Raw genomic sequence first — 15,269 nt, 5'->3', positions numbered from 1 at the left:
CGTTTGCTTGATTAAATTGGCCATTTCTCTAAACGATAAGCACTATCCCAAAAAATCCACTCCAGCTTACTACACATCACAAAAGCAGCAGTCATTTCCTCTTGGCGCTGCCCGGTGGTTTGCTCTGCAATTTCATCGCAAATGCTAATGGCTTTTTTAACTGCTGATCCAAATTCTTCTCCCCCATAAGTATTAATCCAATCTTGATAGGGATTATCTGATGTAGTTTGGTTTTCCAAAATATAATCTCCCACCTCTTTATAAATCCAAAAACAAGGCAATACTGCAGCTAAAGCAACTTCCAAAGGAGCATGAGCAATTTGCCTTTCCAAGTAGTTGGTATATAACATACATCCAGGTGAGGCCTTTAGCTCCGATAAATCCTTTAGCTCTCCTACATAAGATTCATGTAGTATCTTCTCTACCATCATTGTGTCTTTAGCAAATCCCAAGAAGGCCTCTGTATGCTCCACTTTGTCAAGTTTTACAGCCAGAGCCGCCAGAACTTTGCCATAGCGAGCTAGATACAACGCATCTTGTTGAATATACTGTACAAATTTTTCTTTAGCTAAAGTCCCCTGCATCAACTCAGTGATAAATGGCATACTAAAAATTGCTTGATTAACCTCTTGGCTTGCTTGCCAAGCTCTTTCACTCCATTTCATAATTACATATTGTTTTTTGTTTGTTTGACTATATTTAAAAGTTCCGCAGCTGCTAATTTGGGTTTATCTGCTGAAATGATTGCCGAAACAAGTGAAATACCATCAGCTCCAGCATGTATTACTTGCTCTGCATTACTGACATTGATTCCTCCAATTCCCACACTTAAGTGTTTTGATTTTCTTGAAAAATCCCTTACCCCTTCAATTCCAATTGCCTTTGACGTATCTTTCTTTGTAGTAGTATCAAATACAGGAGAAAGTCCAATATAATCAACATCTAAAGTATTGGCATATTCAAGCTGCTGAGCATTAGAAACAGAGAGACCTATGATTTTATCTGGTCCCAACAATCTTCTAACTACTTGATAAGGCATATCTGATTGACCAATGTGTACCCCTTGCGCATCACAAGCTAAAGCTATATCTACGCGATCATTGATAATCAAAGGAACATCATACGGTTTTAAACACTCTTTGAGTCTTACTGCTATATTGTAAAATTGTTTTGTATCACATTGTTTTTCTCTGAGTTGCACTATAGTTACTCCTCCTTGAACAGCTTGCTCGACAATATCCACAATATCTCTACCTAAAGCACATTCCCTGTCTGTCACCAAATAAAGACTTAAATCCAATTGCCTCATGCCTTGAAATACATTTTAATTATTGCCTGATCTATCTTGTAAAGTTCATCTAAGAAATTCACTTGCATACTACCATTACCACTAGCATTTGCTGCTGCGAGTTCCCCTGCAATCCCCATAACAACCATTGCGTTGTAAGCGGCCTTTAACACATCATTATTCACAGCTACAAATGCACCTATAAGAGCAGTAGCTGAACACCCCATACCAGTTACTCGCTGCATGAGCGTATGACCGTTTTTTACTTCTAAGATTTCTTTACCATCTGTGATATAGTCAATCTCTCCGCTTACCACAACCACACAAGCGTATGACTTCGCCAACTGCTTTGCCAAATCAATAGCACTATCAGATGATACTGTGCTATCAACGCCTTTTGTCTTGGTATTAACTTTGGCCAAAGCCATGATTTCAGAGGCATTTCCCCTTATAATAGTAGGTTTACATTGTTGCAATATTTGCTCTGCCACTGTATTTCGATATGCAGTAGCTCCAACGCCAACAGGATCAAATACAATAGGCGTATTTAATTGTTTTGCTTTATTTGCTGCCAACAACATTGCCTTTACTTTACTGGAATCTAAAGTTCCAATATTTAGAACAAGTGCAGAAGCAATACTTACCATGTCCTCCACTTCCTCTATTGCATGAGCCATCACAGGTGATGCCCCAATTGCAAGTAAGGCATTAGCTGTATTGTTCATCACTACATCATTGGTAATATTGTGTACCAATGGAGAGTGTTGTCTTACTTTATCTAAGTCTTCGATAAGACTACTTAATTGTGCATTCATATTTAATTGTGTTTGATTAATAACAAAAAAAAGACCGCTTTGCATCGTGCAAAACGGTCTTATGGTATATAATAACGTCTATCTATAAGTATAATACCCTTATAGCTTGTCTTTTTTATAGTACAATCCGTTTCCCTCCGATGTCAATTACAACATATCAGGTTATAGGGTATAATCTCAGCTTTTTAAAGCACCCCTAACAGTCTTGCTACAAACATACAGTTAAAATTGAACACATGCTAATTTTTAACCATTAACACCCCCTTTAATAAATCGCTTGAAATATTGGTAACAAGCAATCAGGACTATTACACCGTTAATCAGCATCAAGATATAAATACCAAACCACTGCAATAGTAGCCCACCAAGTAAGGCCCCTAAACCTATAGCTCCATTAAAACAAGACACATAAATTGCAACGGCATTACCTGCCTCTTGTTTTGCAAGTTTTATTACAAGTGCCTGAAAACAAACAATTAAACTCGAAACACAACCTCCCCATATTACAAACAAAGGGTATAATACAAGGGTATATCCTTTGATTCCAAATACACTAAAGAGCAATAAACACATAGCTGTTAAAGCAATGGCGTACAACACAATTTTAGACAAATACTCTTCAATGTAGCGCGTGAGTAACGTATTGGATAAAAAACCTGCTACTCCAAAACACAACAAAAGTAAAGAAACACTTGATTCCTCCAATGCCAATGTATTTGCAAGCCATGGCTGAACAAATGAGTAAATAGAGAAATGGGCTGTGATACAACACACACTTATTAATAAGATTGCTACTACATCTTTATTCTCAAATGTCTTCTTGAACAAAGCAAAGCCTTTTGATGAACTATGTTCTCTTAAAGTAGGAACAAAAACTAATAGCAATATACCACACGCAAAAGCTGATAAACTCAAAATATTATAAATAGTTTGCCACAAAAGATAAGTACTTAAAAAATTGACAATAACTATACAGAAAGCACTGGCAAAAGACACTCCTAAAAAAGCGATTGCTGTGGCTTTTGCTTTGACTTCATCCTTGACAATACTCGTAGCTGTAATAGCCAAGAAAGCTAAAAACGCTCCATTGGCTATTCCTCCTATAACCCGTGCTAAATACAAATAGAAGGTGTGATCTGCTATAGAAGTTATATAATTAGCCAAAGCAATCAAACCCAATAATACTGCCAACAATACTCTGCGATTTATCCCTGCCAAAAACATTGGAGTCACAAGAGCTACCAAAGTTCCTATCCAAGCATATATAGTCACACTTACTCCTATTTCGGATTCACTTGCCCCTAAGGATTCTCCCATTAATGACATAACCCCCAAAGGGGCAAACTCAGTACTAACGATAATAAATGCACTAAAAGACAATAAAAATAAGGTGATGTAGTTTCTAACTCCCATTTGTTTAATATTTACGGGCAAAACTACTAAGTACAGTAAGGGGAAAATTGTCAAAATAGGTAAACCTATTGTATAAACTGGTTTTGATAAGCTTTTCGAAAATCCAAAGGGGACATTCCCACTTGTTTTTGAAAGACTTTATTAAAATGAGCCACATCCTTAAACCCAAGTTCAAACGCAATCTCTTTGATAAGTAAATCGTTTGTGTACAAGAGACGTTTGGCCTCCAAAATAATGCGATTGTAAATAAACTGCTTTAAACTCACACCTGTATGTTCGAGCATCACCTTATTCAAAGTCCTTTGATTCACTGCTAAGTGATTGCTGTAAAAAGACAGTTGTTTTTGTGTTTTGTAATTTTTATCCACTAATTTTAGTACAAAATCAACCAATGTTTTATCTAAAACTTGATTTTCGAATTCTCTTGATACAAAAACATCTGTTATGTGAACAAATAATGCTTTAAAGTAAAAGCTTAGCAAATCTCCTCTACGCTTATCACTGTACTCCTGTTCAATTAATTGCACTAACAGTTCCAAGTGATTTTTTAATACATCACTTAAAATAGCACAAAAGTAGTTAGCAGAAAAACAAAATGGATGAGCAGCTCCTAACAAATCAATAAAATACTCTTTGGAGAACTGAAAAACATATCCCTTGACTTTAACCTTATCAAATTTGTGAACTTGATTAGGAGTCAGAAGTAAAACTGTATCAGTAACTAAGGCAAGTTCACTTGATTCAACATAATGTAGCCCCTGTGATTCTATATCAGTAAACCATAGAAACTCAAAGTAATTATGCCTGTGAAAATCACAAACTTCTTGAACCTTTATATTTTCTAATCGACCTACAAAAAAAGGAATTTGTATCGGAAGGTTTACACTTTCTATCATTGAAATTAGCTTGAACAAAGTCACTTTGACCTACTCACTTATAAAAAACTAAATTACTAAAAAATCAACGAACCATAGTTACATCCCTAATAAAAGCTAAATAATAGCTTGAAGTCAATACAATAACAAAGAAGTAAAGATGATATAAGAAAATAGAAATACTACTTACAAACAACTAAAATAAAGCCACTTGGGCCTTTATCTGAAAGAATCAATTGTGTTCTCTAAAGATAAAATTACTGTAATTGATGAAACTTTCAAAGCACATTTCAGTGCTTAGCTTGCACTTTTTTGGGGATTACTTCGGTATTCCTGGGGGTTTTCTCGCCCAGAAGGCCTTTTTCTCGAAGAAGGGTGCAAGAAGGGTGCAAGCAAACCGAAGCAAAGCCATTGTTAAATTACTCGGAAATGTAAATAAGCAACAGATTCTCTTTACACCTATTTTTACAGCTAATAATGTTATGTTTTGCCATTTCTTTCTCTAATGTGTATTTATTCTACTACCTAAGTCAATATAAATAAAGAAACACTAACGAGCTATATCTCTTGAACTGTTCTTGAAAAAGGGAGTAAAACTAATTGTCAAAATCAAAAAGAATAGAGACAATGTAATGTTACTATTAATCAACACAGTACATAAAAAGAAAACATTGCTTAGTGAAACGTCACAGAGGTGAACTAGTAATCTTGTCTCAAGTAGAACAGACAAGCCTATGTAAATTCAATACATATTATCTAAGTTATCATTGATAAAAAGGACTAATAACTTAAGTCTTATTTACGTTAATATTGCTTAAAACAAATTGTTCAATAGAAATAATTATACACAGATAAGAGCAAAAACATAGTTATCAATTACCATAATTATTAAAAATTATTAAAAACAAGTATCTTTACAATCATAAAAAAAACAACTATGAAAAAGTTCTTAAAGCCAACTGTGCTTTCATTGATCGCATTAGCTATTCTTAGCTGTAATTCAGATGACAATAAGTCAAATGATGATTTTATTACTCAAGATATCACGGTTCTTCGCTCGATACATGATAGTAATTACTACAAAATTAAAGGTGAAAGTGAGTTTAAGTTAGTATCAACTAACCTTATTGAGTACAACTATAACGATATTGCACAGTTAAAAAATATACTTTCAACTGATACTGAAATGAAAGTTGAAGGAGATAAAAAACAAGAAACTAAAGACATCATCGAAGATGAAATACAATATGGAGAAAACGGCAAAATTAAATCTATAAAAACTACAAATAAAACCGAAGGTGAGATTATTTCTGAAATTGTATTTGAATATGATGAAAATAACAGAATAATTAAAAGCTTTGATAAGGTAGATAAGATTACAGAGGTTTTCGAGTATAACACTGAAAACTTACCTGTAAAGTCAATAATTTCTCAAGAAGGAAATCCTACATCAGACATAAATGTGTACAAATATGAAAATGGCAACTTAATTTCTGCAGAAAAACTACAATCAAAAGAGGATGAAAAAGACATCACTTACTTTGAATACGATAATTATAATAGTCCTTTTAAAGATATGTCTGTAAATAACTTTTCATTTGAACATGACTATGTTGATGGATTGAGCTATGCTTATACTGTTAAAAACAATATTTTAGCTTATCATTCTGAATATAATAAAGATAAGGTAGAGATTAAATATAATTACAATCAACAAAATTACCCTATTCAAGCAGAAACAATTGAAGTTGAACCAAGTGGCAATGAGTTTAAAACCATAACAAAATATACCTATCAAACCATAACAGTTATTAAGTAGATTACCAAACTTTAAAAAGAGGCTTTTGTTAAAACAAAAGCCTCTTTTTAGATTATTGTTGTAAACAAATCAAATAATAAGCACCTAATTCAATCAACTAACAAACAACTAAAAATCAATATGTTAAAAATTAATTATATTTATATCAGAGTTTTTTTCATAGCTGATTTGACTTGTTTAACAACAGCAAATTATTTTTAAATTACAAGAAGTTACAACAACAAACAACATAATTTGGGACTTCGCCTTTATTAACACTAGAGAGATACACCTATTTTTGTATCTCTCTTTTTTTTAAACATTAGCAAGAATTGGATTTTTTATTTATAAAAACATTTCCACCTTTGTAATGACCTAATCTGAATTAAAATGCAGACCCAAGAGCATATAAACTACAAAAGGATAGAACAAGCAATTATTTACTTAAAGGACAATTTTGCCAAACAGCCATCTTTAGAGCAAGTAGCAAATCACGTGCACTTAAGTCCTTCCCACTTTCAGCGTATCTTTGATAATTGGGTTGGGATTAGCCCTAAAAAGTTTATCCAATACATCAGTTTAAACCACGCTAAAACACTACTATCAGAGCCAGAAGCTACACTATTTGATACCACCTATCAAACTGGTCTATCAAGTAGTAGTCGCCTACACGATATGTTTGTCAATATAGAAGGGATGACACCGGCAGAATACAAAAATGCTGGTAAAAACCTTCAAATCAGCTATGCTTTTTATAATAGTATTTTTGGGAGCATTATCATTGCTTCTACATCAAAAGGCATTTGTTATATAGCCTTTGAGGATGATCAATCACAGGCTATTGACAACCTTCAAATGCGCTTTGCCAATGCTCATTATACTCAACAAGAAACAGACTATCACAAACAAGTATTAGGGGTTTTTCAAAACGATTGGTCACAGGTAAACAAAATCAAACTTCACTTAAAAGGGACTGACTTTCAGCTCAAAGTATGGGAGGCGCTTTTACAAATACCCATGGGTAGATTATCTACTTATGGACAAATAGCAAAAGAAATAGGTAATCCTTCTGCCTCAAGAGCTGTAGGTACAGCAATTGGCAGTAACCCTATCGCACTGCTTATCCCCTGCCACAGAGTTATACAAGCCTCTGGTATATTTGGCGGATATAGATGGGGACCAAGTAGAAAAACGGCTATTATCGGTTGGGAATCTGCAAAAACGGATCACCTATAAAACAAATAACTCTTTCATTGCAGAATCCTTGATAAGGATGAATTTTATATTTTTGGCCATTCTTGATTCACACTATACTGATACTGCATCATCTTTGCGATCTTCTCTTGTATGGGTTTTCCACTGTATTTTTCTACTAAATAAAGTGATAGATCAATGCCAGAGGTAATTCCCGATGCCGTAAGAACCTCTTGTGAATCCACCAAGCGCACATCTTTTACAAGTACTGCTTTTACAAACTGATCTTGCATATTGTTTGCCTGCATGAAATGTGTGGTAAACTTTCTGTTGTCTAAAAGACCAGCATAGCCTAATAAATAAGCACCAGTACAAACAGAAGCTAATTTTACGCCTTCTTGGTTTTTTTGAATCAAAAACTGCTTGATTTGAACTTGTTCTGACAATGCCTTTACTGCATCAGAGGGTGCCCCTGGCAGTAGAATTAAGTCAACTAAAGGCAAATCTTCAAAACTATACGAAGGAGTGATACAGACAAGTCCTTGCTCAGTCTTTATTTGATTACCATCTTGGGAAAATAAATAAATCTGATATTGTTTATCTGTTAAACGGTTGGCTTTGATAAACACATCAGTTGGTCCTGCAAAATCTTGTAACTCCATCTCTGGATAAACAAATACACCTATTCTCACTTTAGTTTGTCCTGATACAATTATTGGAAAATAACACAATAAGAATGTGATTATAATATTTAATTTCATTTGACTTGATTTTAAAGCAAATTTACATTTACACTACCGCTAAAGTGTTTCATTTAAGATGCTTTTTAAATCAAAATTCAATACCATTAGTCATTGAATTATTTTAGTACTAAAAAACAAGTGCTCACAACTAACTTTTAACACTACGTTATTTAAAACCATTATAATTAAGTAACTTTACACCAGATTAAACAAATAAACTTGATTTTGAATACTACTAATATTACATTAACAAAACAGCAAATTAAAGCCCAAGGAATAAAGATGGATATCGCAAAGCTATGCAGTGATGATTTCTATATCAAATACGGAAAGTACTATGCTGAAAAACCATTCAAACATACAGTAGTATCAAACAAACAAAGCGTACTAACTTGTAATTGCCTTATAGGTAATAGTACTACACTAAATCACTCAAATTTAGATATAGCCCAACGAAGTTCAGTATTATTCGTTGAACAAGCTACAGATTATCAGCATATAATGCACACCAATCAAAATAAAGAAGGAGTCTTTATAGAGACATCCGTATCTAAGGATTTCTTTTATGCTTTATTTGAAGGTGAAGACCACTATCTCGAGAGTCTTTTCAACCCTACTAATGCCCGCATCCACTTACCAATTGATTATAATTTAGTAAAAAGCCTAAACTCCCTAACCACTCACCCTTATCAAGGAAAATTGGCAGAACATTTCACAGAGGCTAAAATTATTGATATACACTTACAACAGTACAACAACTGGTTACTTTGGCAAAACAAATCGACACCACATTTACTTGAAAAAGACAAACAAGCAATTCACTATGTCAGACAATACATAGAGCAATATTACGAGCAAGATTTTACCATAAGACAATTAGCTCTAATGGTAGGAATTAATCAAACAAAGCTTAAAGTAGGATTTAAACTACTATTTGATACAACAATTTTTAAATACTTACACGATTTTCGAATGAATATAGCTGCTGAGTTAATCAAAGAAAATAGCCTAAGTGTTTATCAAATCGCAGAAAAAGTTGGTTATAAACACAGTCATCACTTTAGTAATGCCTTTAAAAAACACTTTGGCATTTTGCCCTCACAATTTAAATAAACTGTAGTATTTAATTCTATTACTTTAATAAATCAATGGATTCTTTTGTTGAAAATACAACTTAAACTCTATTTTTAATTTGACTAGGTACAATACCGTATTTTCGCTTAAAAGCAGTTGAAAAATGTCTTGCATTACTATATCCTACCATGTGAGCTATCTCAGTTATCGAATAGTCACCTTGATTTAACAAACGATTAGCTGTCTGCATCTTTACATTGTTCCAATAGCCAAAAACAGTAGTTCCGAAAAGCTCTTTAAATCCCTTTTTAAGTAAAAAATCATTAGTTCCCACACGGTGAGCTAAATCAAGTAATGTATCTGTTGAATCTAAATGTGAAGTGATATATTCTCTAACAGCGTGTAGTTTATCTATATCTGCTTTTCTAAGTGAATACCCCAACGATGGTGTATCTGTGGTAAACTGTTCAAGTTGAAGCAATAAAAGCTCAAGTACCTTTGATTCGATAAACATGCGTTTAAAGGTTCCCTTTCTTTGACAGTATTTTATCTGATGAATAATATCGTACATATCTGGGGTTATTATACGATGAGACTCGCTAAACAACCCAGATTGACCTTTGGATAATAAGTTTCTAAAATGATCAAAAACGCCATGAGTATCAGGTAAGAACTTCTCAAAAAAAACAGGAGCAATATTTATCTCACAAGTTTCAAAATACTCACTGCTCCAATCCATTTTGCCACTTATTCTATTTCCGTAAAGAATATTGTGCTGATTAGCTTTAAAAGCTATATCACTACTGATATTACTTGTTCTTGCAAGGTTAGATCCCTTTAAGGCAAAGTGCATTTCAATCGTTTCAAAATTACTTTCAAACTCAACAACAATTGGTTTCTTAAAAAAGGTATCTCCAAATGTAATATGGATACCCTCAAGAAAAATCTCCATAGTATCCCCTTTAGCCAAAGCAGAGTTCATAGTACTTTGCTTGACTTCGATACCGTCTTTAAAACTTGCAAACCAGTCAGGATAATGTTTCTCAAATAACATTAGTCCTTGACTGTTGTCATAAACTCTTAAATTCATTATTGTTTTTTAAAATTCCGTATCACGGACATTACACTCCGTATAACCAACATGCTTGGTTCAAGTAGTCTGTTATATTTGCACAAAGATATTTAATAATTAAGAATAGTTCTAAATAAAACAATTAATAAAAACTCAACAAATTAAGTATGACGTATTCAACAAAAGTAAAGTGGTCATTTATCTCAGCTATCCTGGCATCAATTTGCTGGATTATAGGAGATATGTTCGTGGCGGGATTTGATGTAAATCCAGAAGATTATCCCTTATTTGCACAAACTTATGCAGATCAAGTAGATGTAGGTTTTGCCACTCTAATGCTTGAGGGCTCAAGCTCTCGTCTGATGTTTGGTGCACTGATTGCCTCGATGACAGCCACTTTGTTTCTACCTGGTGTATGGTTAGCTTGCCAATATATTATTGATAAAAACAAATGGTACGTTTGGGCAACCTATTTTCTACTTATTATCAGTGTAGTTTTAATGCCTCTGGGGCATGGTGTTTTCTTCTACACTGGTGAGATATTCAAAGCTATTTATCACACCGATCCAATTGCCCATCCATATTTGTTAGAAATGGCCAATAATTTTATGACAGTTACATACATTACTTGGGCAACAGCAATTGTAATTCTGCTACTGGCATGGTTATGCTATTCTATCTTAGTTTTTACAGGAAAAACAAGACTTCCTAAATGGGCAGGGTTAATCTCACCTGTATTTATTGCCATTTATCAATTACCTATTAAGTTTATTCTTCCTCAATCTGAACTAAGAGGATGGTTAATGGCTGCAGCTTTCAATATTGCTTATCTAGTGTTTTTTGTTATTCTATTGTTTGTATTCAAAAACAGATTAAAGCACCCATCAGTTAACAACAATTAGATCTATAAATAATACACTTTTTATATATACAGGAAGTACTTCTCCCCTAAAGAGTGCTTTCTAAGTCAAAAAGCTAATAAAAACTTTAAAGTTCAAGAGTACTGCAAAGTAATTAGCTGACAATTCTATACAAGCAAAAAGAGGGTGTCCCAAAAGGTCACCCTCTTTTGTATTATATAAAACGTTACTTTTCTCTTAGATTAAAAGTTCTTGCAATTAAAACGAGTTTTAGACTTATAATTTGTCATTTTTCGTTTATCAGTCTCTTTTTTAGGATGAAAATTGTTGTTTAAAGTCGATTTTTCTCTATTCTTAGTAAGTTTTCTTAAATTATGTGCAAGAGCCATCAGTCCAAATTCAATTTCGACCATTTCTAATCCTCTTAGAGTAAACCTAGTAAATTTGTTGTTGCTTTTTAGTTGTCCAAAAACAGCTTCTACTTCTACAGGTCTTTTACTTCTATGATATTTACCGCGTTCAGAGTTGAGTAATTCTCTAATATGTTGTTTTATTTGAACCAATCTATGATTCATAGAGACTGTTCTGTTTTCTGCTGCTTTATTACATAGCTCTTTTAACGAGCATTTCAAGCAGTTAGAAGCTTGATACAGATGTATTTTTGACGCAAAACCAGTGGTGGTGTATTTAGTACTACTTCCAATATTAGGTAGCTTTTCTCCATTTGGACATAAGATGTAATCAAACAATTTATTGTAGTAAAGATTGTGTTGTAGAAAAGGGTTGTTCTTCCAAGCTCTTTTCTGTTCCATATGAAAATAATTAAATTTCACATAGGGCGTTATTTCTCTTTCAAGTAAATACAGATAATTCTCTTCGCTACCATACCCAGCATCTGCTACAACTTCTTTACTTTGTTGTGCATAGGTTTGTTCAAAAGTCTCTAGATGATTGATTAAGGTAGTGGTGTCAGTTGATTTTTGTGCAATAGTATAATGTGTAATAAATTGATTTTCAGTACTTATTTGAGTATTGTAGGCAGGTTTAAGTTGCCCGTTTTTCATGTGATCTTCTTTCATTCGCATAAAAGTAGCATCTGGATCTGTTTTACTATAACTATTTCGAGTACCTAAAGTTTCTAGTTGTTGTTCGTATTTTTGCAAGCGAGGTAAATGCTCGTCTTCTAACTGTTTGAGCTGTTTAGCTGTAGGTTTGGGTAGGTCTGCCCTATGTTTATTTAACTGAGTCACTTTTTCTTTAAGCTCTAAACTATCAATATTTTTGGAACAGTGTTCTTTTGCGAGTTCACTTTGATCCTGTTTGATTTGACCCTCTATTTCTGTGAGAACATCTTGAATTTTTGTTTCTAATTTAGCCTTGTTTTTCTCCACTGAACCACGCCATACAAAGGTGTATCGGTTAGAGCTAGATTCAATTTTTGTTCCATCAATATATTGAACTTGTAAACTAACATATTGTAATTCTTGTAACAGACGAACCACATCTGCAAAAAGCTGATGGATTTGACCTTTCAATCGCTTAGCGCGAAAATAATTAATCGTGCGATGATCAGGCAAGCTATTACCAGATAACCACATAAAATAAATGTTCTCCGTCAAAGCCCGTTCAATCTTACGCGATGAATAAATATTATTGAAATAGGCGTAGAATAAGACTTTTATCATCATACGGGGATGATAACTGGTGGTCCCTCCTCCTTTGTATTGACTTAAAATAGAACTAATATCTAACTCATCAACAACAGCATTGATAAGACGAACAGGATGGTCTAGAGGAATTTTAGAAAAAATATCTTCAGGAAATAGACTCGGCGATTTTAAACTTTCAGATTTGAACATTATATTTGTCTTTCTTATTGTTTGGTTGCACCTTGAAGATAATTATTTTTGAGGACAAACAATGAAAAAACCCCGCCTTTTTTAGACGGGGTTTTGTTTTTTAGGCTTTTTAGACAGCCTCTTTCACTTTATAAATAATTCGTGTACTTATTCTTCGTGGAATGCAAGAACAGGAACGTAATTGTGGTAACTTAATTTCTTAGTCATACTACTTGTAAATAATTTCTCAAAGAAATTTCTACTACGAGTAATAGAAACTAATAAGTCAATGTTTTCCTCATCTAAGAAATCAAAAATTGCTTTCTCAATATCATTAGACTCTACAACGAAAAACTTAACTGGTTCACCTTTGTAGTTTTCTTCCCAACTTTTGACAACTGCAGGATCTATTTTGTTCTTAGTAGTAGAAACGTGAACGCATTTAACTGTAGCTCCAAATCCCTTAGCAATTGGAATTAACTTATCTAAAATAGCTTTATCTTGTGTCTTAAAAAGTGTAGAGAAAGCAATAGAATCAACTCCATCAAAAATAGCATCATGTGGGATACTCAAAACTGGAATATCTAAAGAGCTAATAGCATTAGCTGTATTTGAACCAAGCAATTTCTTGTCTAATCCAGAGTTACCATTAGTTCCCATAACTACTAAATCAATCTTCTCTTCTTTTACGCGTTTTTTCAAAATCGTGTTCAAGAAACCTTCTTCTAAGATAAAGTGCATAGGAACATGATCTAAATTGTGCTTCTTAGCAATATCTCTGATTTGTGGTACTTGATCTTTAAAGTTTTCAAAGTTGCTTAACTCAATTGTTTTATAAACGTCCTGAACCATAACTGGATTAGCAGTAGCTGAAATCACAGGCATTTCATAAGCATGTAGAACAAATAGAGTAGCATTCTGATTTTCTGCCATTCTCAAAGCGTAAACTAACGCGTTATTAGCTGTATCAGAAAAATCTGTTGGGAATAATATTTTTTTCATAGTATGCGATTGTAATGTTTGTATAAAGATAAGAATAAACTTTATTTTTTTATAGTAAACTAAACAGGAAAAGTTGTAAAATAAGATAATTCACTAACAAGACTACTTAAAAAATACAAAAATTGCTTTACTTATTCTATAAATATATAAGACTGAACTACCAAAACACTTAGTCAAAATTTGGACAATTTATAAAGCGATTATATTATCAAAACAAGTATGGATTCTCAAATAAAATTCACATAATAGGAATAATGATTTTTATGAATAAATAAACAGTTTTAAGCTCCAACATAAACCTTAAAAGAATAACATATTTACAAATTATAACCTAAACTTCTAAAACATGCATAAATATTACAATTTTTATTTAATAAAAATTAACTAAATCCATTTATAACATAAAAATAAACTAACAAAAATATAATACTCAACAAATACATCAATACATAAACATCAAATCAAAAATTAATATAAAAATATACACATAACATAATAAATACCCTATAATAACTATATTTGTCACAACATCTTAGTAAAACATTTTATTATGCAAATTGTATCCGTTAGAAAACCAGTTGATTATTTCGGCATGCAACAAGAACTTACCGAAATACAATATTTAATTGAAAAAGCAAAGTGCAATGGCCAACAGACAGTCTATGTAAGAAGTCTGTGTTATCACAATCACTTGTATTTAATAAAACAACGTTATGCAATTAGAAAATTCATAAAAAGAACATCTATATTTTCCTTCATAAGAAAACCAATAAAGTATTATGTTATCAGTTTTCCAAGTGATACAAATAAAAGATTTAAACAACTATAAACAATCATATATTCATTTTTAAATTTTGCTTTACAACATAGATACTTAATTATTTTGTGTTTATAGTATCTCTTTCTATTAAAAGGTCCAACCTAATGCAACAAGACGGAGATTTCAAGAATTATAAAACCAGTTATTAAAATCAATAACTGGTTTTTTTTTACCCAATATCGTATTTTTAAAAATATAGTTTTAAATAAATAGTATCAACTCTTCACTACTATAAACTAATTAACACAAGTCTTAGCTTGAGCCAACTCGCCATTAAAATTAAGAAGGTTCAAATATTCACTTGCTTTTAAACCTGTAAAGCAACAACTAATTATTCCAAACATATCAAAGTAAAACTTCAAAAAAAGCTACAAATAGGATAAACTCAAATTAATCTAAGAATTATACAAAATGATAGTTTACCCCAAACCTTTCAAAAGAAAACACACTGAAAACCTGCTACCATTACTATCTTAT

The 15,269-nt window shown here is 32.6% G+C and carries 13 protein-coding genes and 1 riboswitch; of the genes, 4 read left to right on the top strand and 9 right to left on the bottom strand.

The window, feature by feature from the left end; translation table 11 throughout:
* Positions 1 to 11 precede the first annotated feature (11 nt).
* The 5 genes from NWE55_RS13155 to NWE55_RS13135 form a co-directional block, all read right to left on the bottom strand.
* Positions 12 to 665, bottom strand: coding sequence for a TenA family protein (locus tag NWE55_RS13155; protein WP_155092760.1), 654 nt, complete (start codon positions 663 to 665; stop codon positions 12 to 14).
* 2 nt (positions 666 to 667) lie between these two features.
* Complete coding sequence (thiE, locus tag NWE55_RS13150) at positions 668 to 1,309, bottom strand: thiamine phosphate synthase (RefSeq protein ID WP_155092761.1); 642 nt, start codon at positions 1,307 to 1,309, stop codon at positions 668 to 670.
* Complete coding sequence (gene thiM / locus NWE55_RS13145; RefSeq protein ID WP_258204177.1) at positions 1,306 to 2,103, bottom strand: hydroxyethylthiazole kinase; 798 nt, start codon at positions 2,101 to 2,103, stop codon at positions 1,306 to 1,308. Before thiM ends, thiE begins: the two co-directional genes overlap by 4 nt.
* Positions 2,104 to 2,218: 115 nt before the next feature.
* Positions 2,219 to 2,311: riboswitch (TPP riboswitch) on the bottom strand.
* A gap of 38 nt (positions 2,312 to 2,349) precedes the next feature.
* Entirely contained in the window at positions 2,350 to 3,516 is a 1,167-nt protein-coding gene (locus tag NWE55_RS13140; RefSeq protein WP_258204176.1) for an MFS transporter, read from the bottom strand.
* A 65-nt stretch (positions 3,517 to 3,581) separates the two neighbouring features.
* Entirely contained in the window at positions 3,582 to 4,412 is an 831-nt protein-coding gene (locus tag NWE55_RS13135) for a helix-turn-helix domain-containing protein (RefSeq protein WP_155092765.1), read from the bottom strand.
* 916 nt (positions 4,413 to 5,328) lie between these two features.
* On the opposite strand from NWE55_RS13135, the gene NWE55_RS13130 reads away from it, so the two are divergent.
* Both NWE55_RS13130 and NWE55_RS13125 read left to right on the top strand, forming a co-directional pair.
* Positions 5,329 to 6,210, top strand: a complete 882-nt coding sequence (locus NWE55_RS13130; protein ID WP_258204175.1) for a hypothetical protein — start codon at positions 5,329 to 5,331, stop codon at positions 6,208 to 6,210.
* Positions 6,211 to 6,579: 369 nt separating this feature from the next.
* Positions 6,580 to 7,425 carry a methylated-DNA--[protein]-cysteine S-methyltransferase gene (locus tag NWE55_RS13125; protein ID WP_155093067.1) on the top strand — a complete coding sequence of 282 codons (846 nt, stop codon included), beginning with the start codon at positions 6,580 to 6,582 and terminating at the stop codon, positions 7,423 to 7,425.
* Positions 7,426 to 7,469: 44 nt separating this feature from the next.
* On the opposite strand, the gene NWE55_RS13120 is transcribed toward NWE55_RS13125, so the two are convergent.
* On the bottom strand, positions 7,470 to 8,144 hold the full coding sequence (locus tag NWE55_RS13120) for a DJ-1/PfpI family protein (RefSeq protein WP_258204174.1): 675 nt from the start codon (positions 8,142 to 8,144) through the stop codon (positions 7,470 to 7,472).
* Between the two features lie 207 nt (positions 8,145 to 8,351).
* Between NWE55_RS13120 and NWE55_RS13115 the strand changes: the two genes are divergently transcribed.
* Positions 8,352 to 9,239, top strand: a complete 888-nt coding sequence (locus tag NWE55_RS13115) for a helix-turn-helix transcriptional regulator (RefSeq protein WP_258204173.1) — start codon at positions 8,352 to 8,354, stop codon at positions 9,237 to 9,239.
* Positions 9,240 to 9,300: 61 nt separating this feature from the next.
* Here NWE55_RS13115 and NWE55_RS13110 read toward each other — a convergent pair whose 3' ends face one another.
* Complete coding sequence (locus NWE55_RS13110; RefSeq protein WP_258204172.1) at positions 9,301 to 10,290, bottom strand: helix-turn-helix transcriptional regulator; 990 nt, start codon at positions 10,288 to 10,290, stop codon at positions 9,301 to 9,303.
* A gap of 149 nt (positions 10,291 to 10,439) precedes the next feature.
* On the opposite strand from NWE55_RS13110, the gene NWE55_RS13105 reads away from it, so the two are divergent.
* Positions 10,440 to 11,174, top strand: coding sequence for a DUF6796 family protein (locus NWE55_RS13105; protein WP_155093071.1), 735 nt, complete (start codon positions 10,440 to 10,442; stop codon positions 11,172 to 11,174).
* 200 nt (positions 11,175 to 11,374) lie between these two features.
* Here NWE55_RS13105 and NWE55_RS13100 read toward each other — a convergent pair whose 3' ends face one another.
* A complete protein-coding gene (locus tag NWE55_RS13100; protein WP_258204053.1) occupies positions 11,375 to 12,991 on the bottom strand; it encodes an IS1182 family transposase in 1,617 nt (538 codons plus the stop codon).
* A gap of 147 nt (positions 12,992 to 13,138) precedes the next feature.
* Entirely contained in the window at positions 13,139 to 13,972 is an 834-nt protein-coding gene (locus NWE55_RS13095; protein ID WP_155093072.1) for a universal stress protein, read from the bottom strand.
* Positions 13,973 to 15,269 lie beyond the last annotated feature (1,297 nt).

Source organism: Myroides albus, assembly GCF_024722315.1.
Classification (GTDB): domain Bacteria; phylum Bacteroidota; class Bacteroidia; order Flavobacteriales; family Flavobacteriaceae; genus Flavobacterium; species Flavobacterium album_A.
Note: the sequence above shows the minus strand (reverse complement) of the source record. Positions and strands in the feature narration are given on the sequence as shown.